General features: G+C 46.6%; 22 protein-coding genes. 8 read left to right on the top strand and 14 right to left on the bottom strand.

Annotation, left to right across the window (positions count from 1 at the left end; translation table 11 throughout):
- Window positions 1-67: 67 nt before the first annotated feature.
- The gene (locus MYF79_RS12140; RefSeq protein WP_247814125.1) at window positions 68-1,969 is read right to left on the bottom strand and encodes a hypothetical protein; all 1,902 of its coding nucleotides are present in this window, start codon (window positions 1,967-1,969) and stop codon (window positions 68-70) included.
- A 154-nt stretch (window positions 1,970-2,123) separates the two neighbouring features.
- Here MYF79_RS12140 and MYF79_RS12135 point away from each other — a divergent pair, with 154 nt between their 5' ends.
- Together MYF79_RS12135 and MYF79_RS12130 are read left to right on the top strand one after the other, a co-directional pair.
- Window positions 2,124-2,360, top strand: coding sequence for a WGR domain-containing protein (locus tag MYF79_RS12135; protein WP_247814124.1), 237 nt, complete (start codon window positions 2,124-2,126; stop codon window positions 2,358-2,360).
- Between the two features lie 348 nt (window positions 2,361-2,708).
- On the top strand, window positions 2,709-3,167 hold the full coding sequence (locus tag MYF79_RS12130; RefSeq protein ID WP_247814123.1) for a MaoC family dehydratase: 459 nt from the start codon (window positions 2,709-2,711) through the stop codon (window positions 3,165-3,167).
- Between the two features lie 385 nt (window positions 3,168-3,552).
- Here MYF79_RS12130 and MYF79_RS12125 read toward each other — a convergent pair whose 3' ends face one another.
- The 3 genes from MYF79_RS12125 to MYF79_RS12115 form a co-directional block, all read right to left on the bottom strand.
- A complete protein-coding gene (locus MYF79_RS12125) occupies window positions 3,553-4,227 on the bottom strand; it encodes a GNAT family N-acetyltransferase (RefSeq protein WP_247814122.1) in 675 nt (224 codons plus the stop codon).
- Window positions 4,228-4,260: 33 nt separating this feature from the next.
- Window positions 4,261-4,548, bottom strand: coding sequence for an ArsR/SmtB family transcription factor (locus MYF79_RS12120; protein ID WP_247814121.1), 288 nt, complete (start codon window positions 4,546-4,548; stop codon window positions 4,261-4,263).
- A gap of 408 nt (window positions 4,549-4,956) precedes the next feature.
- A complete protein-coding gene (locus tag MYF79_RS12115; protein WP_247814120.1) occupies window positions 4,957-5,832 on the bottom strand; it encodes an alpha/beta hydrolase in 876 nt (291 codons plus the stop codon).
- Window positions 5,833-5,939: 107 nt separating this feature from the next.
- Between MYF79_RS12115 and MYF79_RS12110 the strand changes: the two genes are divergently transcribed.
- Both MYF79_RS12110 and MYF79_RS12105 read left to right on the top strand, forming a co-directional pair.
- Complete coding sequence (locus tag MYF79_RS12110) at window positions 5,940-7,415, top strand: S8 family serine peptidase (protein ID WP_247814119.1); 1,476 nt, start codon at window positions 5,940-5,942, stop codon at window positions 7,413-7,415.
- A 9-nt stretch (window positions 7,416-7,424) separates the two neighbouring features.
- Window positions 7,425-7,667, top strand: a complete 243-nt coding sequence (locus MYF79_RS12105; RefSeq protein WP_247814118.1) for a hypothetical protein — start codon at window positions 7,425-7,427, stop codon at window positions 7,665-7,667.
- Window positions 7,668-7,669: 2 nt separating this feature from the next.
- Here MYF79_RS12105 and MYF79_RS12100 read toward each other — a convergent pair whose 3' ends face one another.
- Entirely contained in the window at window positions 7,670-8,329 is a 660-nt protein-coding gene (locus tag MYF79_RS12100) for a DUF4272 domain-containing protein (protein ID WP_247814117.1), read from the bottom strand.
- A 160-nt stretch (window positions 8,330-8,489) separates the two neighbouring features.
- Window positions 8,490-8,708: a hypothetical protein gene (locus tag MYF79_RS12095; RefSeq protein ID WP_247814116.1), complete on the bottom strand. Its 219-nt coding sequence runs from the start codon at window positions 8,706-8,708 to the stop codon at window positions 8,490-8,492.
- 323 nt (window positions 8,709-9,031) lie between these two features.
- Here MYF79_RS12095 and MYF79_RS12090 point away from each other — a divergent pair, with 323 nt between their 5' ends.
- Window positions 9,032-9,685 carry a cytochrome b/b6 domain-containing protein gene (locus tag MYF79_RS12090; RefSeq protein WP_247814115.1) on the top strand — a complete coding sequence of 218 codons (654 nt, stop codon included), beginning with the start codon at window positions 9,032-9,034 and terminating at the stop codon, window positions 9,683-9,685.
- 10 nt (window positions 9,686-9,695) lie between these two features.
- Window positions 9,696-10,481, top strand: coding sequence for a molybdopterin-dependent oxidoreductase (locus MYF79_RS12085; RefSeq protein WP_247814114.1), 786 nt, complete (start codon window positions 9,696-9,698; stop codon window positions 10,479-10,481).
- 211 nt (window positions 10,482-10,692) lie between these two features.
- Here MYF79_RS12085 and MYF79_RS12080 read toward each other — a convergent pair whose 3' ends face one another.
- The 4 genes from MYF79_RS12080 to MYF79_RS12065 all read right to left on the bottom strand — a co-directional run bounded on the left by MYF79_RS12080 (window position 10,693) and on the right by MYF79_RS12065 (window position 17,135).
- On the bottom strand, window positions 10,693-13,095 hold the full coding sequence (locus MYF79_RS12080; protein ID WP_247814113.1) for an ABC transporter permease: 2,403 nt from the start codon (window positions 13,093-13,095) through the stop codon (window positions 10,693-10,695).
- A gap of 158 nt (window positions 13,096-13,253) precedes the next feature.
- Window positions 13,254-15,617 (bottom strand): ABC transporter permease, encoded by a 2,364-nt coding sequence (locus MYF79_RS12075; protein ID WP_247814112.1) that lies wholly within the window; start codon window positions 15,615-15,617, stop codon window positions 13,254-13,256.
- Window positions 15,618-15,818: 201 nt separating this feature from the next.
- Complete coding sequence (locus MYF79_RS12070) at window positions 15,819-16,586, bottom strand: SDR family NAD(P)-dependent oxidoreductase (RefSeq protein ID WP_247814111.1); 768 nt, start codon at window positions 16,584-16,586, stop codon at window positions 15,819-15,821.
- Between the two features lie 96 nt (window positions 16,587-16,682).
- Entirely contained in the window at window positions 16,683-17,135 is a 453-nt protein-coding gene (locus MYF79_RS12065; RefSeq protein WP_247814110.1) for a helix-turn-helix domain-containing protein, read from the bottom strand.
- 161 nt (window positions 17,136-17,296) lie between these two features.
- Here MYF79_RS12065 and poxB point away from each other — a divergent pair, with 161 nt between their 5' ends.
- Window positions 17,297-19,021, top strand: a complete 1,725-nt coding sequence (poxB, locus tag MYF79_RS12060; RefSeq protein ID WP_247814109.1) for a ubiquinone-dependent pyruvate dehydrogenase — start codon at window positions 17,297-17,299, stop codon at window positions 19,019-19,021.
- On the opposite strand, the gene MYF79_RS12055 is transcribed toward poxB, so the two are convergent.
- A complete protein-coding gene (locus tag MYF79_RS12055) occupies window positions 19,018-19,998 on the bottom strand; it encodes a GlxA family transcriptional regulator (RefSeq protein ID WP_199658072.1) in 981 nt (326 codons plus the stop codon). The genes poxB and MYF79_RS12055 overlap by 4 nt on opposite strands.
- 143 nt (window positions 19,999-20,141) lie before the next feature.
- Here MYF79_RS12055 and MYF79_RS12050 point away from each other — a divergent pair, with 143 nt between their 5' ends.
- Entirely contained in the window at window positions 20,142-20,708 is a 567-nt protein-coding gene (locus MYF79_RS12050; RefSeq protein ID WP_247814108.1) for a dihydrofolate reductase family protein, read from the top strand.
- Between the two features lie 8 nt (window positions 20,709-20,716).
- Here MYF79_RS12050 and MYF79_RS12045 read toward each other — a convergent pair whose 3' ends face one another.
- From MYF79_RS12045 to MYF79_RS12035, 3 genes are read right to left on the bottom strand one after another with little or no spacing between them, the layout of a single operon-like run.
- Window positions 20,717-21,568: an ROK family protein gene (locus tag MYF79_RS12045; protein WP_247814107.1), complete on the bottom strand. Its 852-nt coding sequence runs from the start codon at window positions 21,566-21,568 to the stop codon at window positions 20,717-20,719.
- A complete protein-coding gene (locus tag MYF79_RS12040) occupies window positions 21,565-22,881 on the bottom strand; it encodes an MFS transporter (protein WP_247814106.1) in 1,317 nt (438 codons plus the stop codon). The genes MYF79_RS12045 and MYF79_RS12040 overlap by 4 nt, the downstream gene beginning before the upstream one ends.
- Window positions 22,865-24,715, bottom strand: a complete 1,851-nt coding sequence (locus tag MYF79_RS12035) for a class I mannose-6-phosphate isomerase (protein ID WP_247814105.1) — start codon at window positions 24,713-24,715, stop codon at window positions 22,865-22,867. The genes MYF79_RS12040 and MYF79_RS12035 overlap by 17 nt, the downstream gene beginning before the upstream one ends.
- Between the last annotated feature and the right edge of the window lie 10 nt (window positions 24,716-24,725).

Here is a 24,725-nt window from a genome sequence, read left to right as displayed (position 1 = left end):
GTATGCCTGGAAGCCTTTCGCTTATATGCGCAAATCATTCATCCTGCGGCCGCCCGACAAGCAACCACTACAGCGATCTTATATATACATCCAGCTCTTCTTCTTTCCCTAATCTGAGTTTCAGTTTAATGCGGTAACGTGCCATCAGGATACTTTTTGGCGCTATTCCCAGCCTTTGCGATATTTCTTTATTAGTGAGTCCAAGGTAGATATAGGAGCAATGTTTCAAATCCAGTCTTGACAATGAATGAGCAGCTCTTTCCTGCAGTTTTTCCAGGAATTCAGGGTTGATATTATCAAAATCAGCTTTATTGCCGGCAAATGATTCGTCTAGTTTCTTATCATGATCGATGATCCTGTTAAGTTGTGTCAATACGAATTTGTTGTTCCTGTTCTCTGTTATTTTCCGTCGCAGGGTTTGCAGCAGGGCCGTTTTTTGCTCAACCAGCAAGGTACCTGCCAGCAGGTCTTTTTGCAGTCGTTCCTGTCTTTCCTGCAGCAGTTGTTGTTCTGCAATGAGGCGCTTAGCTTCTTCTTCCCTGATGCGCGCCTGTAGCACTGCCTCCTGTTTTTCCATGGCCAGCTGCTTATTTTCCTGTTGTTTGAGTTGGGTAAGCAGGGCGGCATCCTCCCTTTCCTTTTCAGCGAGTTTGAGCCGGAAACGCAAGGAGCGGAACAAAAAGATGGCTGCAGCTATCGATGCCAGAGCAAGACCGATATAGAGATAACCCAGCCTTTTATGTAGGATAGCTGTTTGTTGCAGTGTTTTAAGTGCAGTAGCATTTTTCTCTGTCTGGTACTTAGCTTCCAGTTCTTTAGTAATATTCATTTTGTCCTCGTTGTAGAGGTCTGTATATAAGAGTGAATATTGCTTCTGATATTTAAGGGCTTCTCTGTAATTCCCCCGCTTTTCCGAAAGATTGGAAAGAGCGGTCATGAATTGAATCCTGGTTGCGAGGTTTTTAGTACTATCTGTATTGACCACTTCCAGCCCTTTGAGCAACAGGGCTTCTGCTTTTTCGTAATTGCCGGCGGCTACTTCGTAATCGCTTTTCATACCATAGCAGTTCGCGATGACTTCCAGGTGATGGGTTTCGTAACCTATCTTTTGTGCCATGTCAAGGTAATGAAGAACCGTGTCGCGATATGATGCGGGAAAGTTTTGTGCATAGAGATCTGCTAAGTTAAGTGCTATGATGGCCATTGTACTGTGAAAGATCATGCGGTCTTTCTTAGCGAGAAATGTATTGAGCGCGATCTTGTTATAATAAAATGCAGAGTCCAGAGATGACCGGTCCTCTTCATGCTGCATATGATAGTATTGCCAGTAGGTACCCAAAGTCTGGTACGCAAGCAGGATGTTATCATAGTCCATGCTTTTGAGTGCCGTTTGCAAACATAGTAGTGCATATTTTTTATGTAGAGGACTATCATAAAGATTCGCATATATGCTGGCGATAATATAATATACCGCAGATTGATACTTAGCAGCGCCTGTTCCCTCCAGGTATCTTAACGATCGCTGAGCGCTGATAAGCGCCTCCTGTGGTTTGCCTTTGAGGTTTTCCATCCAACTTTTCCTATACCATGCTATTCCTTTTGCAAGCGGACTTTCTGTTCGGCCTGCATAAAGAAGGGCACTGTCAACGGCCGCTGCGGATTTACCAATATCGTCGTGTTGCAGGTATATCTGCGCCAATATGGCATATGCCATGGCTGTATACTGAGCATCCGGAAGCATACGGCTTAGCTCAACGGCCTTATGCCCTATTTGAATCGCATTAACAGTTTCTGTAATGGATTTGGCTTCGGCCAGCAGGCTGAGCGTGCTGACCTTTTGCTCTCGCGTAATATTTTTTCTTGTCAGCACAGCACCGAGTGAGTCGGCTGGTGTTTGGGCGCTGCTAACAAAAAACTGCAGAAGGATGAATATAACAGATACGGCTATCTTATTGATTATGTGTAACATATAAACCCTTGTAGTGTATTTGTAGTTAGAACATCTGCGTCAGTGTATAGCATTTGTAGATACCTGATTTTCATTTTCACCATCCCTTATCGCCATTATTGAGGGTACATAAGAGCCCATAAATATAAAATAAGAAGATAAAATCAGTTGGAAAATGAGGCAATATTTCGAATTCAGCGACGAGCATGTATCCTGTTTTTGTGAGATCACTTTGGAAGATAGGGTAATCAGAACACGTTATGGACAAAAAGGCACACATGGTGCTATTATAGAGAAAGTATTCCAGGACGCTATTTCGGCTGCGCAGGAATATGAAAGGTTGGTAGCACAGAAAAAAAAGGATGATCCCTTCTATTTTAATTTAGGGGACTTTTATCTCGGTGACAAATAACCTATCCGGTACATGCTTTGTACATGGTTTATTGAAAAAATAAAAAACGGCCTTCACAGAATTGAAGGCGCAACCTGATGCGGGATATTATATAATAAATTACTATATTTCCACTCAGGGAACCATTGATAACATTATTCGGACTTTGCAGCAGTGGGGGCGAACCGGCTTTATGGCCGATTGCTCCATTCATTAAAAAAGGGGATGAGAAATCAGAAATCTTTGATACAACGTACAATTGTTAATATTATTACATAATATTACAACGATCATTAGTATTCTATTACCACATCAATCTATAAACTTGCATATTGCAACACGACATGTGTTGCCTAATAAAATTCTATTATGGTAATTATTAGCAGTTTTGAAGAGTACAAATCTTTTGAGGGAAAAGTTATAGGAGTTTCGAACTGGCACAGAATCAGCCAGGAGCAGATCAATAAATTTGCTGACGCCACATTGGACCACCAATGGATACACGTTGATAAAGAGCGGGCAGAAAATGAAGGCCCCTTTAAGTCCACCATTGCACACGGATACCTGACGCTGTCTCTTATTCCTTATCTCTGGAAACAGATTGCTGATGTACAGAACGTCAAGCTGGAGATCAATTATGGAATCGAAGAGTTCAAGTTCGGTCAGCCGGTGTTGGTGGATAGCGAGATCCAATTACAGGCTAAAGTAATTTCAATAACAAACCTCAGAGGAACTGTGAAAGCGGTTATCGAAGCAACTTTAATGCTCAGGGACAATCCAAAACCGGTGTATACAGGAAATGTGATCTTCCTGTATCATTTCAATTAATTGAGGCGAATTAACTTGATTTGATCAAATTCGGATAAACAATGATTGCTTTCGTTCTCTACAGTCTGGTGGCTATTTCGCAAGCATATCTTCCATAATATCCGGCTTCGATCCCGATGTAAATCTGAGAACAGCTCTTATCAACGGGATGATATCGCCGGGTTGTAGCTTACACCTTTTCATGGTAACACCCGACCCTCTGCGAGCCGGAAATTGTTTATTTCAGCATCATACTTTATTTATTTTAAAGCCCATTCGGTTTCTGCCGTTTGGGCTTTTTTTTCCGGTAAGATGCAAATGGCTGCAAAGCCCGCTTCCGTACAAGGTTTCGACTATAATAGGAAGATGATCAGATGGCGTTAAGCTAATTTCAAAACATCTTGTCCTACATATTCCTCACAATCTCCCAAAACACGATCGCTCTCCTATCTCTGAACCCCAGCCGCTCATACACCTTCCTTGCCCGGTCATTATTTGTCAGAAAATGTAAATACAATGCATTTCCCGCAGTCACCTGCTTATTCACAATATGTGCGACCAGCTGTTGAGCATACCCTCTTCCTGTAAATGCCGGATGTGTACATACAGCGCTTACTTCTATCAATCCGCTTATCTTCGTACGCTCACCGGCGATAGCTACCAGCTGTCCTTCCTGGTATATCCCATAGTAAGCACCAAGTAAGGGCGTATGCTTATAAAAGAATCCGGGCTGTACGAGATTTATAAGCGTCAGCATTTCTTCTACATTCTCCAGGGGAACTACATCGGGACTGGCCAGGGGTGTCTTTTCATCGCATACCATTTGTATGCAATCCAACTGTCTTACCAATGCCCAATTAGAAGGCAGGGCAGGTAGCTCGCCTATCATAAGCATCTTCTCCCCCACAGCTGTCCAGGGCAATATTTCATTCAGGTCGGCATGTAGCGGGTCTGCGCATCCTACAAATTGCAGGGTATCTGCAGGATACCGCTGAACGCGGTCTGTTCCCTGTGCAAATGCTTTATGTGTTGTTTGCAGGGCATGCCATACCGGGTTATCTAATGGAGCATAGTTATGCATGGTACAAATTGATGCTTGTTTTGGAAATAAGCCTTATGCAGTGAAGAGCGACAGGAATGTTACATATTCCTCAAAGACTTCTTTATTGATCTTATATTTCGTATTACGGCCTTCTTTTTCAGCCAGCAGCAGATCAGCATCTACCAGCTGTTTAATGTGATGGGAAACAGTGGACTGCGCCAGGTCGAGCATGTCGAGTATTAAAGTACAGGGGGCCCAGTCCTGTTCTTTCCTGATGGCTTCGACAATTTTTATGCGATACGGGTCACCAAGTGCTTTGGAGATCTTTTCAATTCTTTTAATGTCTAATTTCTTATTCATCGATGCAAATTTATCGATTATGCATCTTGAAGGACGTATAGGCCTGCTTTCATATTGTCATTAAAATGTCAAATATCGATATATTTTTCTGCAACCAGTCAGATATAAAGTCTTTATATACTACGAAATACATTCTCTTATAATCCAGTACATAATAAGGTATTTAAATAATCCTTGTAAAGCTGCTGCTGTAGTGCATTACCAGAGATAACCCATATATAACCCATATATAAGCCATATATGACCCATATATAACCCATATTCAAGAGATATGGGTTATATATGGGTTATATATGGTTAGAGAATAGTTTATAGATGAGTTAGACCAGGGAACGCATAGGAATAAAACAGGTATAGGAGTACGACAGAGCCGTACTCCCAAGCGGGTATTGAAACTTTAAAACTTGCTTATTTTGCGGCTGAAGTCGCCGGCGAGAGAAGCTTACAATCTGTCATCCAGTTGGTGAGCAGCTGGGGCCACGCCCGGACAGATTGCAAATTGGAGCGATACCCCATATTGAAGGCATGATTGCCATTGGCGAAAATATGTGCTTCTACAGGCACTTTTGCCTGCCTGTAACGTTCCAGGAGGCTAACGATGGGTGCAGAACAACATTCATCGTCGTTAGAGGCGATCAGGAAGGCTTTGGGCGCATCTGCAGGCACTTTTTCAGGAATACCCAGCGGACCTGGATAAACCAATATCTGGAAGTCCGGTTTGCCATTCAGGCGGTCAATAGGGTCCTTGGCCTTCGGATCGCCATATCCCGGACCATACGCCACCTGTGCCACCACTTCTCCACCGGCAGAGAAGCCCCAGATGCCTACACGATTCGTGTCAATATTCCATTCTGCCGCATGGCTGCGTACGAAACGCATGGCCCGGTAGGCATCCTGCCTGATCTCCTTTTCCAGGGTATAAGGGGAGTTCTCTTCCCGGAAAAGGCGGTATTTCAGGATGATGGCTGCCACGCCTATGCTGTTCAGGAAACGGGCAGGATCACGCCCCTCGGAATTGTAGACGAGCAGACGGAAGCCACCACCGGGACAGATCACCACAGCTGCGCCGGTTGCTTTTTCCTTTGGAGGAAGATAGATCGTGACGGAGGGATTATGGATATTCTTTACATAGTAATCTTTGGCCTCTTCCGGCTCGTTTTTACGGTTTTCGTAACCAGGGGCACCGTTGGGCCATAAATAAAAAGTTTTAGCGGTATCCTGGGCTATAATCGTGGAAAATGGCAATAGGAGAAATAATGCCTGGAGAACATACCTGCGTTGCATAGACTAAGTAGTTTTACTTACAAGATATAGTTTACCAGCCGTATAAATTAGTAAATTAGTAAGTGCAACTGTCCACGCACTTTTTTCACCATAAAAGTTAACATCCCATGGCAAACTTCATCTTGCTGCCTGCCACCCAAACCCAGACCAACGAAGATACCAACCCGAAGGTAAAAGACTTTCTCACCACAGTGCTCGAACCTGCCGTTAAAAGCGAGGCCCTGAAACTAAACGCCAGGATGCCTGCCAGGCAGGAGAAAAAGATTCCCGTAAAGGTGCTGGACTCCATTCAGGAAGACGGGGCCAAACTGGTAGCACTAAGCGACGATGAGCTGGCAGATTTCCGCTTTTCCTATCCGGGGTTCAGGATCATCAAAGAGAAGTTTTACCAAAAAGCCATTATCTATCGCGAAGCAATAGAGAAAAAGGCAAAAAAAAGCCAGGTCAATAACAAGCTCCAGATCACCGTGACAGACAAAACGGGTAATCCCCTCAAGGGAATTTACATCGTTGCCTTCACTGATTTTGTAAACAGGCTGGGCGATTCGGGAACTACCAGCACCAAAGGGAGGGTAACACTCAACCTGAAGGGCAAACGCATACAGCGCATGTATGTTTATCCCGACCATAGTTACTGGGGATATTATCGCAGCAGCTTTACCGCTACCGCTACGCTCAATATCGCGCTGACATCCATTGACATCAATTACAAAGACGTACTGCGACATTTTTATCCCAGTGCCGGCTGGCCCTCAATTCCCGCCAGCATCCGGGTGGCCGTGATCGATACAGGCGTAGGGCCGCATAAAGACCTGGTAGTATCCGGCGGAATGAATTGTATAAAAGATGAAGATCCGAAAGATTACAAAGACAATGGCGAAGGCCATGGTACACATGTGGCAGGCATCATCGGGGCGTCTGGCGGCATACGTGGAGTGGCCGCAGGTGTAGAGATCTTTAGTTACCGGGTATTTCCGGTAGGAAAGTCTGCCTCCAACTTTTACATCATGAAGGCGATCAACCAGGCTATACTCGATAAATGTGATCTTATCAACATGAGCCTGGGAGAAGCGGAACAGGATGAGGGCATTATCAGTTATATCAAACAGGCCTATAATGCCGGCGTGCTTTGTTTTTGCGCCAATGGCAATGACGACCGCGACAAGGTAAGCTTTCCCGCCTCTTACAGCCTTTCTGTGGCCGTATCGGCCATGGGCAGGAAGAAGACCTTCCCTTCCCGTACGGTGCAAACTGCGATCATAAAAGCGCCTTACGGAAAGGACAAAGCCAATTTCATCGCTGACTTCTCCAACATCGGGCCGGAAACAGACCTGACGGCGCCGGGAGTTGGCATTATTTCCACTTTCCCGGAAGACCGCTACGCCATCATGGATGGTACCAGTATGGCCTGCCCGGCAGCCACCGGAATGGCAGCCCGTTTATTGTCTGCCGCCCCGGAAATACTGGCCATGCCACGTACCCAGGCAAGGGCCGATGAGATGCTGAAATATTTGTCGGCCAGGATCAGATCCCTGGGATTTAAGCCTATCTTTGAAGGGAAAGGTATGCTCCTGAGCGAGTAAAAGATTGATATGGGCAACTATATTCTGCAATATATCGGGGATGGGACACCTGATGCACAACAGGTGCATGCGCTCATACATAGATGTGAGCTGCGTATTGTAGACGACAGTCTCTCCCCCAGAACAATACTGCTGGAACTGGCAGGGACCGATATAGCTAAAGTACGGCCGGAATTAGGGACAGAATGGTCACTTACCCCTGAAAAGGAGTATCGCGTGCCTGATACCAGGCGAAAAATAAAGAAAGGATAATATCAGGTGGAAGTATCTGTATCGTCCCAGTCTTGAATGTTCATGAAGCGTCTCAGCCAGTTCAGCGCCAGGTGCCGCTCAAATGAAGCCGGTACGTGCACGTCTGCCCTGCTTTTTCCGCCACTGAACAAAGTATCCCTGAAATGAGTGGTGGTCAGTTCATAAAAGATATTCTCGTCGTAGATCTCTACCGCATCCCTGAAAGACAGGTTGCTCAGAAAAGATTCCAGCTGATCGCCCAGCGCCGGCAGTTGCTGGATCATGTTATTGATCTGTGCCTCTGTAGCTTCCTCTCCCGGCATTGGCTTATCGTCCACCAGCCCGAGCGCCCAGGCCAGTATATAAGCTGCTTCTATCTTCCAGGACAAGTCTAATATCTCGTCTTCCTTTGTTGTGCGGCTATTCAGGTAGGCAGCTTCCTTTTCGCTGACATGCGACCAGATATTCTCGTTCTTCAACCAGTTAATGATACCGTATTTTTTACTCTCATCCTGTATTGTGTAGGCAATGGCAGTGAGGATCATCACTCTGCATCCCACCTCTCTTGGTGTGGCAAAAAGCTCCTGATCAAAATTCAGGTATTCCGGATAAGTGATCTGATAATTGTTGATGCCATGTAGTGATAGCCGTTCCTCAATTCTTGTAATTCGTGTTGCTAGCATTTATCTTTTAAACTTCTACTTTATTTATTCACAGGATTTTATGGCTATAAATATACAAATTATCCCAATATATAAAGTTTTATCTCAGGCAACACGATGCTGTTTTAGAAAAGACAGCAGGGAAAGTTCCTCTCCCTGCTGCCTGAAAGGGCCGGTTTCCCTACATTTTTTTTACCGTATCTTTTTTCATTTTGTCCATTTTCTTATCCATTTTTTTGTCCATCTTCTTATCCATCTTCTCCATTTTATGCATCTTGTCCATCTTGTGCATTTTGGAAGTGTCTTTCTTAGCCGGCTCCTGCGCCTGTACATTTACAGCCAGGAAACCTGTGATTACTGCAAGAGTAAACCCTTTAGCAAATACTGATTTGAAGTTCATGGTAATTGTGTTTTATGGATTAATTAATCTGACGGCATACTTGTAGTCATTCATCCTTGTTATGTCATAGGTAAACAGGTAATCTGCATATTTCGCTGCCCATCGAACCGGATCAAGGGCTTTCGCATCCTTTAGCATCGATCCGTATTACTACTATCAGGGATCATAAAAAACAATCCCTTCACCGGGCCTTTATTTTAAGGGGTTAGTCGGTCTTTCAATCAAATCTTTACAAAAGATATTCATTTTTTATAAGGATATAAAATTTTAACCGACTGAGGGGTTAATTTGTTGACTTATCAGGTACATTAAATATCACCCATATGAAGATCATAAAAGAAAAGCATCCTCTGCTGACAAGGTGGACCCATTGGGTTAACTTCCCATTGCTCGCCGTCATGATCTGGAGCGGCCTGCTGATATACTGGGCCAATGATGTATATACCATCACAATTGCCGGACATAGCATCATCCATTTCTTCCCCGACTGGTTCAATACGCTGTTGAATATCCCTCAAAGACTGGCTGAGGGTATGGCGTTCCACTTTTTCTTTATGTGGTTCTTCTTTCTCAATGGCCTCTTGTATATAGGATATACCCTGTTCTCAGGGCAATGGCGGTCACTATTGCCGGAGCGGCATTCTTTCCGGGACGCCTGGCAGGTATTGCTGCATGATCTCCATATCCGTAAAACACTGCCCTTCCAGGGAAAGTATAATGCAGCCCAGCGAATAGCATACACAGCTATTATTCTCATGGGTGCAGGTTCCATCATCACCGGCCTGGCTATTTACAAACCGGTGCAGCTCTACTGGCTATGCTGGCTTTGCGGAGGATACCATTTTGCCAGGATACTGCATTTTACGCTGACAATCGGCTACGTGCTCTTTTTCATCATTCATGTTGTACAGGTGATCATTGCCGGATGGAACAATTTCAGGGCAATGGTAGCCGGATTTGAAGTAGTGGAAAAATAAAAACATTACAATGAGAACACATAAAAAAAAGATCAGGAAAATACTAACGCCGGAACAAAAGATCAAACGCCGGAATTTCATTTCCTTCCTCACCTTCTTTATACTGGGAGGAGCTGCTTTCGGAGCCTGGAAGTGGTTACTGCAGGCGCCTGAAGAGACACCAGGAGTTACAGCAGGTGCCAGTAAGCCTTTGCGCCGTGCATTGAATAAAACAGAATTATTCTTCCGAAACCTGTTCAGTCATAACCATCTTGCCAGAACATACGCACCGGAACGCGCTGCTGCCGATGTAAGGGTAAATGGCGATATTGGCATTGAGGATGAAGATTTTGACCAGGAGAACTGGCGCCTTTCTATTCTGAACGGCAAAAAAGAAATACTGAAAGTAAACATGGTTGACATCCGGCAGCTTCCAAAAACAGCTATTGTCTTCGATTTCAAATGCGTGGAAGGATGGGACCAGATCCAGCATTGGGCCGGTGTACGATTCACAGACTTCATTGCACATTATAAACTGCAGGAAGAAGCGAAGATGCAATACGTAGGCATGCAAACACCCGACGGAGCATACTACGTGGGCCTGGACATGGATAGTGCGCTGCATCCGCAAACCTTACTGGCATATGAGATGAACGGCCAACCCATTACACCTGAACATGGCGCGCCATTAAGACTGATCATACCTGTAAAGTATGGTATCAAGAACCTAAAACGTATCGGTACCATCACTTTTGGCAATCAGCGCCCGCCGGATTATTGGGCGGAACAGGGATATGATTACTACTCTGGTTTGTGATACAGTCCTTCTCACTTGATCAGTTAGTGCAAGAAATCTTGTTGAAAATGAGTATTTAACATCTCGTTAAGAAGTCATTCGACAGTGCGTAACTATCTTGCGTACCTGATAGACATGCGATAAGCGTGTCTCTTCATAACGTGAGATATGAAAGCTGGATATTCTTATCCAGCTGTTTCTTCAACAATGTCAACATATACTCACTATTATATCAGTCTACTTTCAAACTGTCTATAGGATTCATCATGGCTGCCCTGACAGCTTGTGAGCTAACGGTTATCAGCGCTATGACCAATGCTGCCATCCCTCCGGCCAGAAATACAGTCCAGTTAATATCTATACGGTTCACAAAGTTATTGAGCCAGTTATACATGAAATACCATACCAGCGGTGTCGCTACTACAAACGCAATACCTATCAGCAGGACAAACTCTCTTGAGAAAAGGTATACAATATGAGCCGGTGTCGCCCCAAGCACTTTGCGCACCCCCACTTCCTTGATACGCTGTATGGCCATAAACGATGCCAGACCGTATAAGCCCAGGCAGCTGAGGAATATAGCGATACCTGCAAAGATCTCGTATAACTCCGCCAGCTGACGTTCTTCCTTATAATATGCTGCTATCCGCTGGTCCAGGAACTGGTATTCAAAAAGTTGTTCAGGAAAATTCGCGTTCCAAAGCTCTTCAATAGCTTTCAGCGAAGCCTGTACATCTGCACCGGCCGCCAATCTTACGCCCACACTGCTGAAACGCTGTTTGATATTGCCCATGAATACAGGCGCCACCGCCTCTTTCAGCGTCCCGGCGGCAAAATCCTTCACCACTCCTACAATCATACCTTTGATCTGCCCGTTCCAAACATCTATATTTTTATTGAGCACATCTGCTGGTTTCAACCCTAGTTTTTGTACCAGCGTTTCATTGACCAGGAATTCGCTTATAGAATCTGAACGCGTAAGGTTACGGCCCTTTATGAGTTTAATATCGTAGGTATTGAGGAAGTTATAATCTACCCAGCGCGTGACGGACGGAAATTTGGTTTCCTCTGCCTGATGATCAAATCTAAAGCCAGTCCACCAGTTACCATTATTGGAAGGCGCCGCGCTGGAGAAGCTGACCTCCTGTATGCCTTTGATACGTTGCAGCTGGTCACGGAGGTAGGCAATCTTTGCATTACCTGCGCTATCGTTACGAAAAGGTATATTCACGATTGCGTCCCGGGTGAAGCCCATCGATTGTTTGTGAAAGTAATTCATCTGCTGCAGGATGATCAGTGTACCAATGATCAGTGCCTGCGCGATAATGAACTGGAAAACCACCAGGCCACGGCGCAGGGAAATACCACTGCTTTTCCTGCTGGCTGCAATCCTGCTCTTTAATGCATTGATAGGATTGAAAGCCGACACCACAATAGAAGGATAGAAACCTGCCAGCAAGGTAACACCCAGGAAGATGGCAAACAACAGGATATATACATTATAGGCTGCCAACATGCCTGCATCCAGTGGAAGATCCATTACCCGGCTGATAAACGGAAGCACACATAAAGCCAATACTACGGCCAGTAGCAGGGACGTCAGCACCAACATAGCAGTTTCAGAAAGGAATTGTATTTTCAGCTGCCAGTGGTTACTGCCCAATACCTTGCGCACGCCGATCTCACGCGCCCGGTTCACTGCCTGTGCGGTAGCCAGATTGATGAAATTAACACAGGCGATGAGTAAAATAAAAGCGGCGATCATCCACAACATCCTTATCCGTTCGGGAGACGCCACACGGCCAATAAAGTTCTCCGTACGTTTATCTGAATGTACATCAGCCAGGGGCTGCAGCATATGCGTTGTCTTGTTCTTTGGGTCTTTGTATTTTTTCGAGAAAGCGATCAATTGCCGGTTGATCTGCGCCACATCCTGTCCGGGACGCAACAGCACATAGCAGTTATGAATATCGTCTATCGTTGTCCAATCCTTAATCTCATTTATTTTAAGTAAGGCGTAAGTTGCCACCATATCAAACTGGAACTCGGTATTCTTAGGTGGATCATCCAGTATGCCTGTTACTGTCAGTTCAAACTGCTGATCAAGTTTGATGACCTGCCCCATGGCCCTGTGCCAGTCCCCAAAGTACTTCTCTGCAGTAGAGCGGGCCAGCACCGCGGATTTAGGGTCGTTTAGCGCAGTCGCGCTATTGCCCGCCAGCCACCTGTAATCAAATATGTCAAAGAATGAGGGTTGCAGGAAATACACCAGTGGTTTGAATTTCTTCTGGATATTGCCCTTACTGTCCTCCAGTGTTACCAGCCTTTTACCCATTTGCACAATGCCGGCTACCTTCTCGAATCCCGAAAAATCGTTTGGCAGCGCAGTAGGTACAGGAAAAGGTACAGCTTGTGTATAATTGATCTTTCCACTTTCTTCCGGCATTACCGTCAGCACCCTGTAGATGCGGTCTTTCCTGGTATGGAAGGTATCAAAACTTTGCTCGTATTGAATGATCACATAGATCACGAGGCAAACAGCGATGCCAAGGGTAAGACCGGTGACGTTGAGTAAGGCATAGCGCTTGTTGCGCCACAGGCTCCGGAAAGCAGTTTTAAGATAGTTTTTCAGCATACTGGAAGGAATTATTGGGTTCCTGTTACAAAAACAATACAAAAAAAGTAACGCATTCAGCTTTAATTATTTGCAGCGCAGACAAGGACATAAAAATGTCCGCTTTCGGTATTTTTATGTCCGCTGGTGAACGTGATCCGACATCGGATTGTCCACACCTACTCTGCTTTCAGGCTCTTCACAGGATCTGTCAGCGAGGCCCTGATACCCTGATAGCTTACGATCGTCAATGTGATAAGAACAGTTGAAACACCGGCGATCAAAAATATATCCGCGCTGATAGCAGTACGATAGGCAAATCCTGCCAGCCATTTATCCATGATCCACCAGGCCAAAGGGAACGCGATAAAAACAGCGATCAGCACCAGCTTCAGGAAGTCGGCCGACAGCATCACGACCACGCTTCTTTCTGATGCCCCCAACACTTTGCGGATGCCGATCTCCTTCCTTCTTCTTTGTGCGGTGAAAGCGGCCAGACCGAATAAACCAAGACAGGATATCACTATTGCCAGTCCTGCAGCATAAGCAGATAAAGCGCCCAAACGGCTTTCCGCAGTATATTGCGCCTGGTACTCGCCATCAACGAATTTATAAACGAAGGGAAATCCCGGATCGAACTTCTCATAAGCCTTGCGAAGCAGGTCTATCGTTTCCCGGTTCTTACCGGCTTTGATCCTGACCATTATCCGGTAAGTGGCTGCCGGTTCCAGTCGTATAGCAAAGGGCTTCACAGGCTCATGTACCGATTCAAAATTAAAGTCCTTTACTACCCCGGCTATTTTCCTGTTCACGCCCCACATCTTTACGACCTTACCAACGGGATCAGCAAGCCCCATGCTTTTGATAGCTGCTTCATTGAAGATGACCTCTGTGCTATCGGCACTCACATTATTGTTAAAACTCCTGCCCTCTTTCATGGTCATACCCAGGGTCTCAATAGCACCATAATACACGCCAATGTTGGCAAAGCTGGTCTTATCCTCACGCTGCTTCCCTTCCCATTGAATATCTGAAGTACTGCCATAGTCGTTCACTATACTGGTATGGTCAATGCTCGATGCCGCCGCTACTCCGGGGAGGTTCCTGATAGCATTCACGAAAACAGGTGTCCTGGTTGCCAGTTCTGAGCCAAGTTGAAAACTGATAATATTGTCTACATTATAACCCGGATCTTTTGTTTGTATATACCTGATCTGCTTGTACACCACCAGCACCGCAATAATAAATACCGCCGAAATAATGAACTGGAACATCACCAGGCCTTTCCTCACCCATATTTCCCCTAAAGAAGCCCTTAATTTGCCTTTCAGGATGGCAATGGGATTAAAGCCTGAAAGATAAAATGCGGGGTAAAATCCGGCCAGGATACCTGTAAAAAGAGTAATACCCAATACAGACATCCATAGTACAGGATCGGCATGTAGGAAGATCTGCTTGCCTGTAATATGGTTAAACGCCGGCAACAGGAAAGGTAACAGTACCAGTGTAGCAACCAAAGCTAAAAAAGTGATCAGCACCGATTCACCCAGGTACTGTAACACAAGCACCTTCCTGCCTGCACCCACCACCTTCCGGATGCCCACTTCTTTTAATCTCTTCGAGGCCTTTGCTGTGGACAGGTTCATAAAATTGATACTGGCAATGATCAGGATGAAAAGCGCAATAATGGAGAACATGCGCACGTATTCTATTCTTCCCCCGGCCTGCACACCATTCTCATACCGGTTGTACAGGTATCCTGATGAATAGCGGCGGGCAAAGAGTTTGTAGCCGGCATTCTTATCTTTCGTTCTTGTGTAATCAAGGATTTTCTTATTGAACTGGCTGATATCAGCGCCTTTCTTCAGCACCAGGTAAGTAGAGGGATCAATGCTTCCCCACGATTTCAGAAAAGAATATTGCTCCAGGTATACATCGAAAGGCAGGATATAATCATGTTTTACAGAGGAACCGGCAGGTACATCATCAAACACACCTGATACCTGGTATTGCTTTTCATGCTGCCATTCAACAGTGCGGCCTACTACATTCTCAGTGGTATGAAACAGCTTCAGCGCCAGCTGCTTTGATATGACAATATTGTTCTTGTCCGATAAAACCTGGTCTTTATTTCCCTGTAAAAGCGGGTAGGAAAAAATGTTGAAATAATCCTTTTCTGCATAATACCCGACAGCATTCAGGTTATCATCCTTCACGGACAATGTTGTCTCACCCGCCCAGTAAGGATAGATAACCGCACTGGCATATTCCACCTCGGGCATATCTTCCTTCAGGGTTCTTGCCAGGATACCCGGTGTAGCAGTCATTGTCTGTATGCCATCCGAGTTCTCCACATTGGTCATTACCTGGTACAGCTGACTGTCCTTTGCGTGAAATTTATCGACGTGTATCTCATCATTGATCCAGAGGTAGATCAGTATTGCGCAGGTTAATCCGGTAGTCAAACCAACCAGGTTAAGCAAGGTAAACTGGCGGTCTTTCATGAGATTACGCCAGGCTATCTTCATGTAGTTTTTAAGCATCGGCAGGGTGTGTTAGGCTATTAGCAGATTGGATATGCCAAGCCGATGCCAATTTACAGACAACTATTATAAAAACGACTATACATTACACATAATCACATATGTCCACTTTCGAGACATTTCCTGTCCGGTATTGACTAAAATAAAAGAAGGCTGCAAACCACCGTTTACAACCTTCATGTATGCGCCCCTTCCGGGCATTTACAGAAACATCCCGCCAGATGCTTCTATGCACTGCGCAGTGATCCACCTTGCTCTTTCACTACAAAGGAACGCAACAACACCTCCAATATCCTCCGGTACGCCAACACGTCCCAGGGCTATTACCTGTGTTGACAAATACTCTTTCGCACCGGGCTGATTTTCAAATGCCTCACGGGTAAAATCAGTTTCGATAATACCGGGAGCAACCACGTTGGCATTGATCTTTCTGGGCCCTAATTCTTTTGCCAGGTATTTTGTGAAGTTGTATATAGCCGCTTTCATAGAAGAATATGCAGCATAGCCAGGCGTTACAAACCTTGCCAGACCAGTGGAAATATTCACGATCCTTCCACCGTCAGCAATCACGTTCAGCAATGTCTGCGTCAGGAAATACGCTCCTTTGAAGTGGGTATTCATCAAAGCGTCAAAGTCTTCTTCGGTTGTTTCGGGGAACAGTGAGGGACGGTTAATACCGGCATTATTCACCAGGAAATCAATATTTGCAGTATCCCATTTCTCCTTCAGTGCCTGCAGCAGGCTGGCTTTAAAAGCGGGGAATGATTTTGTGTCGCCCACATTTAATTGCAGTGCTATCGCCTCCACATTAAGTTTTTCCACTTCTGCAACAACACGCAGTGCCTCGTCTTTTTTACTGTTATAGGTGAACACAATATGATGTCCGTCCTTTGCCAGTTCCATCACCATGTTCTTACCTAATCCACGGCTGCCGCCGGTTACAAGCGCTATTTTCTTCGTTGTTTTCATTTTGTACTGTGTTTGATTACAATACAAAGTTGGCGCACCGGGGCTTCAGAATAATGGTACCCTCTTCAGTATAAATGGTACCCTCTTCAGTATTTTTTAAGCCTGCTGATGTAGACGCCTGAACTGTGAGGGCGTTACTCCTTCAAATGATTTGAACCATTTGGTAAAGTTGGAGGGATCGTAAGTAAGCAGGTAAGCAACGTCAGCCACTGAGCGTTTGTTATCCAGCAGCAGGTCCTTAGCGAGCTTCAGCAGTTTTTCTTCATAAAAGTAACAGGGGTGATAGCCGGTATGTTCTTTGATGACATTGCTGAGATGTGTGGGATGAATGAACAGTGCCTCGGCAAAGTCCCTGAGCTCTTTCATACTGTCTGTCCGCTCTGCTACGATATCTGCCAGATGCTCATCCAGCAGCCGGAGAAAATCCCGGTAGATCTCTTCCTTACGGCTAATGTATTTTTTGGGGATTTTGAGCTGTGCTGCCTCTTCTTTTGAGATACTCTTCAGAATGGCATTATTTCCGGCCGGAGTTGATAACACAGTGATCATGACGTCTACGTTTTAAAGAACAAGTATAAGACATCTGCCGGCAAAAAAATGGTGACTGCTTCAGTTTTTTTGTACAGATCATGGTTCTTGTTGGCAGAATCATTACTAAAACATAATACATTGATTTTAAATGTAAATTTAAACAAATAACACCTTGTTTTATGCCCAATACGATCGCTGCAAAAATAGTGGAACAACTGGTAGCCGCCGGCGTCAAAAGAGTACATGGCGTGGTGGGAGATTCCCTGAACAGTATTACAGACGAGATCCGCCAGCATAAGGAGATAGAATGGATACATTACCGCCATGAGGAAGCGGCAGCCTTCGCCGCGGGCGCAGAAGCACAGCTAACGGGGAAACTGGCCGTCTGCGCCGGGAGCTGTGGTCCCGGTAATATGCATCTCATTAACGGGCTGTACGATGCTCACCGGAGCATGGCCCCGGTACTGGCAATTGCGGCCCAGATCCCCAGCACGGAGATAGGCACTTCCTATTTCCAGGAAACACGGCCGGAAGCCCTTTTCCGGGAATGCAGCCATTATTGTGAAACCATTGCTTCCGCCCGTCAGATGCCAAGAGTGCTGCAGATCGCCATGCAGCATGCTGTCGGACTCGGTGGCGTTGCTGTAATTACCCTCTCAGGAGATGTTGCCATGCAGACAATAGAAAGCAATGGCCTGGAACACAGCCTGATGATCAGCCGTCCTACCATCCGCCCTTCTGATACCGAGTTACATAAACTGGCAGAGCTCATCAACCAGTCCGAAAAGATCACCCTGCTCTGCGGTAGCGGTTGCGCCGGTGCACATGATGAACTGATCGCTGCGGGAGAAAAGCTCCTTTCTCCGATGGTGCATGCCCTGAGGGGAAAAGAGCATGTCGAATATGACAACCCCTTCGACGTCGGAATGACGGGCCTGATAGGATTTTCTTCAGGTTATCATGCCATGGAGAACAGCGACCTGGTGATCATGCTGGGGACTGACTTTCCTTACAAGGACTGGTTCCCTTCCCGTGCAAAGATCGCACAGGTAGATATTCGTGCCGAGCGCCTTGGCAGGCGTTGTAATATTACCCTTGGCCTGGTGGGAGATGTGAAGGAAACCCTGCATTGCCTGCTGCCCCTGGTAAAACGAAAGACCGACCGTTCTTACCTGGACAGGTGTGTGGAGCATTACAGGAATAGCCGCGAATCGCTTGAAAGCCATGCCACAGGTAAAGCAGACAAAGCACCTATACATCCGGAATACCTGGCGCATATGATAGACAAACTGGCGGCAGATGATGCCGTTTTTACCACGGATGTGGGGGAACCTACGGTATGGGCTGCCCGTTACCTGAGAATGAAGAAAGGACAACGCCTGCTGGGGTCTTTCAATCATGGTTCCATGGCCAGCGCTATGCCACAGGCTATCGGCGCGCAGCTCACCTATCCCGGCAGGCAGGTAATATCGCTTTCCGGAGATGGAGGTTTTGCCATGATGATGGGTGATATTCTTACCATTGCACAATATAACCTGCCGGTGAAGATTATCGTGTTTAACAACAGTTCTTTAGGTTTTGTGGCGATGGAAATGAAGGTAGCAGGACTGCCGCCTTACGGTACTGATCTGAAAAACCCTGACTTCGCCCGTATGGCAGAGGCAATAGGCATTAAAGGCATCCGCCTCGAAGACCCGGCCAATGTGAGCGCTGCCCTGGAAAAAGCATTTGCACATGATGGGCCGGTGCTGATCGATGCTGTTGTGAATCCCTCTGTACTGGTCATGCCGCCGAAGATCGAATTCTCCCAGGCAAAAGGATTCGGACTGTATGCGTTGAAACAGGTATTTAACGGTAACGGAAAAGAAGTATGGGAAACCCTGAGCTCCAATTTCCTGGGTTAAGCCACCACAGCTTCTTTATTGTATTTGTTCCTGTAATCGATAGGCGATAGACCGGTGATCTTTTTGAACACAGTCCTGAAAGATTTTGTGTCGTTGTAGCCTACCTCATACATGACCTCATTCACATTCTTATGGCTGTTTTCCAGCCATTTCTTTGCGGCCTCAATCTTCACCCGTTGAATATATTCAGCGGGTGTATTGTTGGTCGCCTTCTTGAAACGGCGGTCAAAATGCCTTCTGCCTATCGCAAATTTAGAAGCCAGATCGTCCACCGAGATCCTTTCTGTCAGGTTGGTCTCTATAAACTCCTGTGCTTTTTTAATGGGTTCATCTTCATGTTTCTTTTGACCGTTGAACATGACAAAAGGCGACTGGGTTTTCCTGTCTATTTCCAGCGCAAACAACTTGGCTATCCTGATAGCCAAAGCACGGTCAGTGTATTTTTCAACGATGTGCAACAGCAGGTTCCAGTAGGAAGAGGCGCCACCGCTTGAATATAAACCCTGTTCCTCCGTAATAATCCTGCCATCGATCAGGTCCACATCGGGAAACATCGCCCTGAATTCAGCAGCGGAAGCCCAGTGGCTGGAACACTCTTTTCCATCCAGCAAACCGGTAGCGGCCAGCATAAATGAACCGATACACAGGCTGGCCACTTCAGCCCCCTTATGATAGTGATCAATGATCCAGGGAATGAAGGCCTTATTCCTTTCCAGGGTGGCCTTCAGGTTACCGCTTAATGCAGGAATAACAATCAGGTCTGTATCCTTAATATCCTGGATCAGCACATCAGGATGTACGGAGAAAAGCCCCTGATTCAAAGGCACTTCGCGGGTCAGCCCCACCAATTGTACTTTAAACATTGCCGGCTTGCCATCTGATTCAAGGAACTCGTTCAGGGTGGTGAACATGTAACGTGTATCAGAGATGGTACCTAATACAGCCTCATCCGGCACGAGGATTGAAATGTGTTTCATCTGGGATCAGCAGTTTAATAAACAGGTTGCATGGCAAAAATAAGGAAAATTAGATGTCAGAAACAACCCCGTTACAAGTCCGGATCACGCCCCCTCCAACCTGTCTTGTCGCAGTATCTTTGAAATTGAGAAACTCTAACTGAATGAGAAAGATAATCGTATCCATGAATGTCACGCTTGATGGTTTCATGGCAGGGACTGATGGAGAGCTGGACTGGCATTTCCCCTTGTGGAATGACGAAATGTCCATCTATTTCTGCGATCAGTTGGGCAGGACAGATACCATCCTGCTGGGCCGCGTGAGCTATGAAAGAATGGCGCGCTACTGGCACAATAAGACGTTCACAGGAATAGAGCTGGAATATGCGGATATGATGAACAATCATAACAAGGTGGTATTTTCCCAGACACTGGAAAACACCACCTGGCGGAATACCAGGCTGGTAAGGGAAAATATCGGCGAAGAGGTATTGAAAATGAAGCAGTCGCCCGGGAAAGATATGATCATCTACGGTAGCGGCAGCATTGTAAGATCTTTTGTACAGGAAGGCCTGATAGATGAATTCCAGATATGGGTACATCCCGTTTTTATACAGCATGGCGTACCGCTGTTCCGGGATATGGAAGAAAACATCCGCCTGCAATTCATGAAAGCCCGCACCTTCAGATCGGGGGTGGTGATCCTGTATTATAAACTGCAGCAGCAATAAGAAAACAGCTATTCTCGTATTTCCCAGAAGCCGGCAGCCCCAAGGAGGATCGCCTCCTCTCCCAGTTCCGAAACAACGAAACGGGTGTCCTGCATATGATGCTCGAGGTTGGAACGGAACAGGTCAAATGCCTGGGCAATATTTCCGCCCAATACTACCAGTGAAGGAATGGGCTGCTGCTCCAGCAGGAACATGGCAAGGTTATAACCAAACTCCTGGAACACCGTAAAGGCATAGGATGATTGCTGCGCCATTGCCGCCAGCTCTTTTACGCTTTTTATACTCCCGCCGCTTAGTTCTTCATAACGGCGAAGGAACCAGCGGGTGGAAAAGTATTCTTCTGCCGTAGCATCGAGGAAGGGGGTTTTCCAGAAGCTGCCTTCCTGTGCGATGCCATTGTCTGCCACTGATGATCCGAAACCTGTACCAAGCGTTAATCCCAGTACGTCCTTCTCCCCTTTCACTGCACCGTTGAACAGTTCTCCCTGCAGGAAGCAGGATGCGTCGTTCATGATCCTGATATGCTTTTTGTCTATGCCCAGCTGCTCCTGCAGCAGGTCTTTCACATTGAGGCCGTAAAGGGCTTCATATTTATGCAGTCCTTTGATAAGGCTGATCCCTTCTTCATAATCAAAAGGGCCGGGCATGGCAATCCCGATACGATGCACATCACTGCCAGCCAGCATGCTTTTCTTCATCACATAGCTCCATCTGCTGATGATCTCTTCCGCGCTGGCATGTGAATCGATGTGTTCACGATAGATGGAATGAGGCAGAAAAGTTCTGCGATTCATATCTACCAATGCGGTTGTAATATGTGAGCCGCCTATATCCACACTTAAGACCTGCGTATCCTTCATGCTGTTTGTTTCGTTGTATTTTTCCAATATTGCTCTATCTGTTCAAAAGATTGTCCTTTCGTTTCCGGCAACAGCCGGTATACTGCGATGAATGCGCCAAGGCAGAATGCAGCAAAGAACCAGAAGGTCTGCGCAGTACCCAGGCTGCGTAGCAATACCGGTGTAAGCTGCCCGACGATGGTGTCTGACACCCACATTACCATGATGCTTAAAGATAATGCCCTTGCCCGGATATTGTCGGGAAAGATCTCTGCTGCGATCACAAATTTCAGTGGTCCGATCGAAAATGCAAAGAAAGCGAGAAAAGCCAGTACACAAACGAGCAAAGCAATGCCTGTTGTGGCGCCGGTATAAAAACAGATACCCGTCATGATCAGGCTCACAGTAGCGCCTGCGGTGCCCCACAGGTATAGCGGGCGTCTGCCGAGGCTATCTACTTTCCAGATAGCGAAGATGGTAAAGAACACGTTGGCAGCGCCGAAAATGATCTGGCTGAGGAATGAGTTGCTCAATGTAATACCCGCACTGTTCAGGATAGTAGGCCCGTAATAGATGATGGCATTAATACCACTGAATTGTGAGAACAGCGGCAATAGTATCCCTATCAGCAAAGCCCTGCGCATGGCAGGCCCGAACAGGGGCCCGTATCCTTCCTTAGCTGTTGCCTTTCCCTGCTGCATCAGCCAGCGCGGGCTTTCAGGCACCCAGAGCAGGCCGAAAAGGAATAGCGCAGCCGGCAGCATACCAATACCAAACATGCCGCGCCATACTTCCTGCACAAACAGGAAGTGGGCCAGTCCTCCGCCTGCATCATGCTGATGCGCCTCTGCATGCGACAACAACTGCGCGTTGCTGCAATAAGCTACCAGGATGCCGATGGTGACAGCCAGCTGGTAATAGGTGACCAGGCGTCCTCTTTTATCGTCCGGGGCAATTTCAGACAGATACAGGGGCACGATGCTCGAAGCAATACCAACTGCCACTCCACCGCCAATACGGGCTGAAATGATCCAGGAAAGATCGTGGAAGAAAGCACATCCCAATGCTGCCAGTAAGAATAACAAGGCAGCCATATAGAGCAGCTTCTTTCTGCCCAGGCGGTCGCTCAGGTTACCAGCTATAATAACGCCCACAATGCAACCTGCCAGTGCAGATGATACGAACCATCCTTCCTGTAAGGCAGACAATGCAAATTGTTGTCTTACAAAAGGCAGTATACCAGAGATCACCGCCATATCAAAGCCAAAGAGGAAACCTCCCAATGAGGCCACCACTGTGGTCATAACGAGAAGAAAATCAGATCTTGTTTTCATAACTGATGGTACTGAAGACCGGGTGTGTTGGTTTGATAAAGGCTTTTATCACTTTTGCCTTTCCCGGTCCTTTATTAATAAGGGTGTAACTTTCTGCTGCTGCAGGGATCACGAATGTCTCTGCATAATGATACATTGTTTCCTTTCCCTTGGCCGTTCTTACCGCGATAACCGATCCTTCCACCAGCATCATCACCAGGCAAAGGCCATCGGTATCAAAGGTAACTGCGTCATCTATTTCCAGGCGGTGTACATCATAAAAATGTTGTTCATGTGTGGGCAGATGCCATAACTGCCAGCCGGCGCCTTCTTCTTTCAGCACAGGCGCCGAGATCAGCTCTTTCTTCACCACAGCGCCCTGCCTGCTGAAATCCAGGTTCTTAAATGCATGATCAATATTGATCGGCCTTGGCTTTCCATCCAGTCCGGGGCGCAGCCAGTCGTACATCTTGAATGTAAAGATGTAGGGCGTGGCGCTGATCTCCAGCACCAGGTTGTTCGCACCTGCGCTGTGCACCGTGCAGTTGGGGATCAGGAACAGGTCATGTTTATTTGCCTTATGCTGCTGCACATAGTCAGTGATCTGCACCGGCCTGTTCTCCGACTGACTGCTTTCCAGCGCAGCCCTGAACTGCAGGGGATCAATATTTTCAGTGAAGCCCAGGTATACACTGGCATCTTCCTTACAATCCAGGATGTAATACGTTTCATCCTGTGTAATGGTCTCGCCAAACTGCTCCCTGATATAGGGCAATGCAGGATGACACTGGATAGACAGGTTGCCACCGTCAAAGGTATCCAGGAAATCGAAACGGATGGGGAATTCGTATTGGAAGATAGCCGCATGTTTTCCCAGCACAGCATTATGTTGCAGGAACATCAGCCATTCAAAGGGAATTTCAAAAAGGTAAGTATCACTTTCAAAGAGCACGCCATTCTCCGGTACGATCATCTCAAAGGACCAGGCAAGGTTCACCTCTTCCTGTGGCAGCTGCGGAATATGTTCTTTCATCCATTGACCGCCCCATGCACCGGGCTCAAACCAGGGCCGTACACGGAAAGTATCCCGGCATATCTGTTCAATGCCCAGCTGCAGGTCTTTTGCTTTTATCCATGTCAGTGTACGCCCCCACTGCGTATCTGCAAATATGTTGATCCTGTTTACCAGCGACTGTTTATAGTTATTGAGCACAACCCAATCTACGAAATAGGCGCGTTTGTACATCTCTGTTGCAGTATCTTTTCTGCTGCTACCCAGGTTAGTGACGGCGCCTGCACGCATACGGTATTGCAGCTCGTTCTTGGGCATATCGAGATAGATAAGCGGAATATCTGCCTGTACCAGGCCTGCGCCTGTACCCATCACGATATGCAGATCATATCCGCCTGCCGCCTGCATAGCTGCGAGTTTTTCTTCGTAGAAGAAGTCGCTCAGCTGCAAGGAGCTGCGTGTGCCCCATACCGTTCCCGCTGCGCCAACAAAAGGGCTGACCATTTGCGCAATGATGTCCTCTCCTTTCAGCGCATCTGCCGTGAAATGCCACTTCACTTTTAATGACTGCCTGCTGAAGATCTCGGCCAGTGCATGCTGTATCTCATTCCACAGCACGCCTGTATAACCATCTATCAGCACCTGTTGCTGTGCAATGATCCAGGCAGCCAGCGTTTCATAGCCGACATTGATCTTACCACTTCCCAAAGCATGCGCCGGGTAAATATTATAAGCTTCCGGAGCAGCTGTCTGCTGTAGCGGCAACAGCTGCTGCCCGCTGCTACGCCAATTATAATTGCTCTCTTTTACACCGCTGATAGCAGGCTTTGTTTTATTCAACATGTCCAATCTT

The sequence above is a fragment of the Chitinophaga filiformis genome, assembly GCF_023100805.1.
Taxonomy (GTDB): domain Bacteria; phylum Bacteroidota; class Bacteroidia; order Chitinophagales; family Chitinophagaceae; genus Chitinophaga; species Chitinophaga filiformis_B.
The sequence above is the reverse complement of the archived record's forward strand: the minus strand, read 5'-3'. Positions and strand labels throughout refer to the sequence as shown.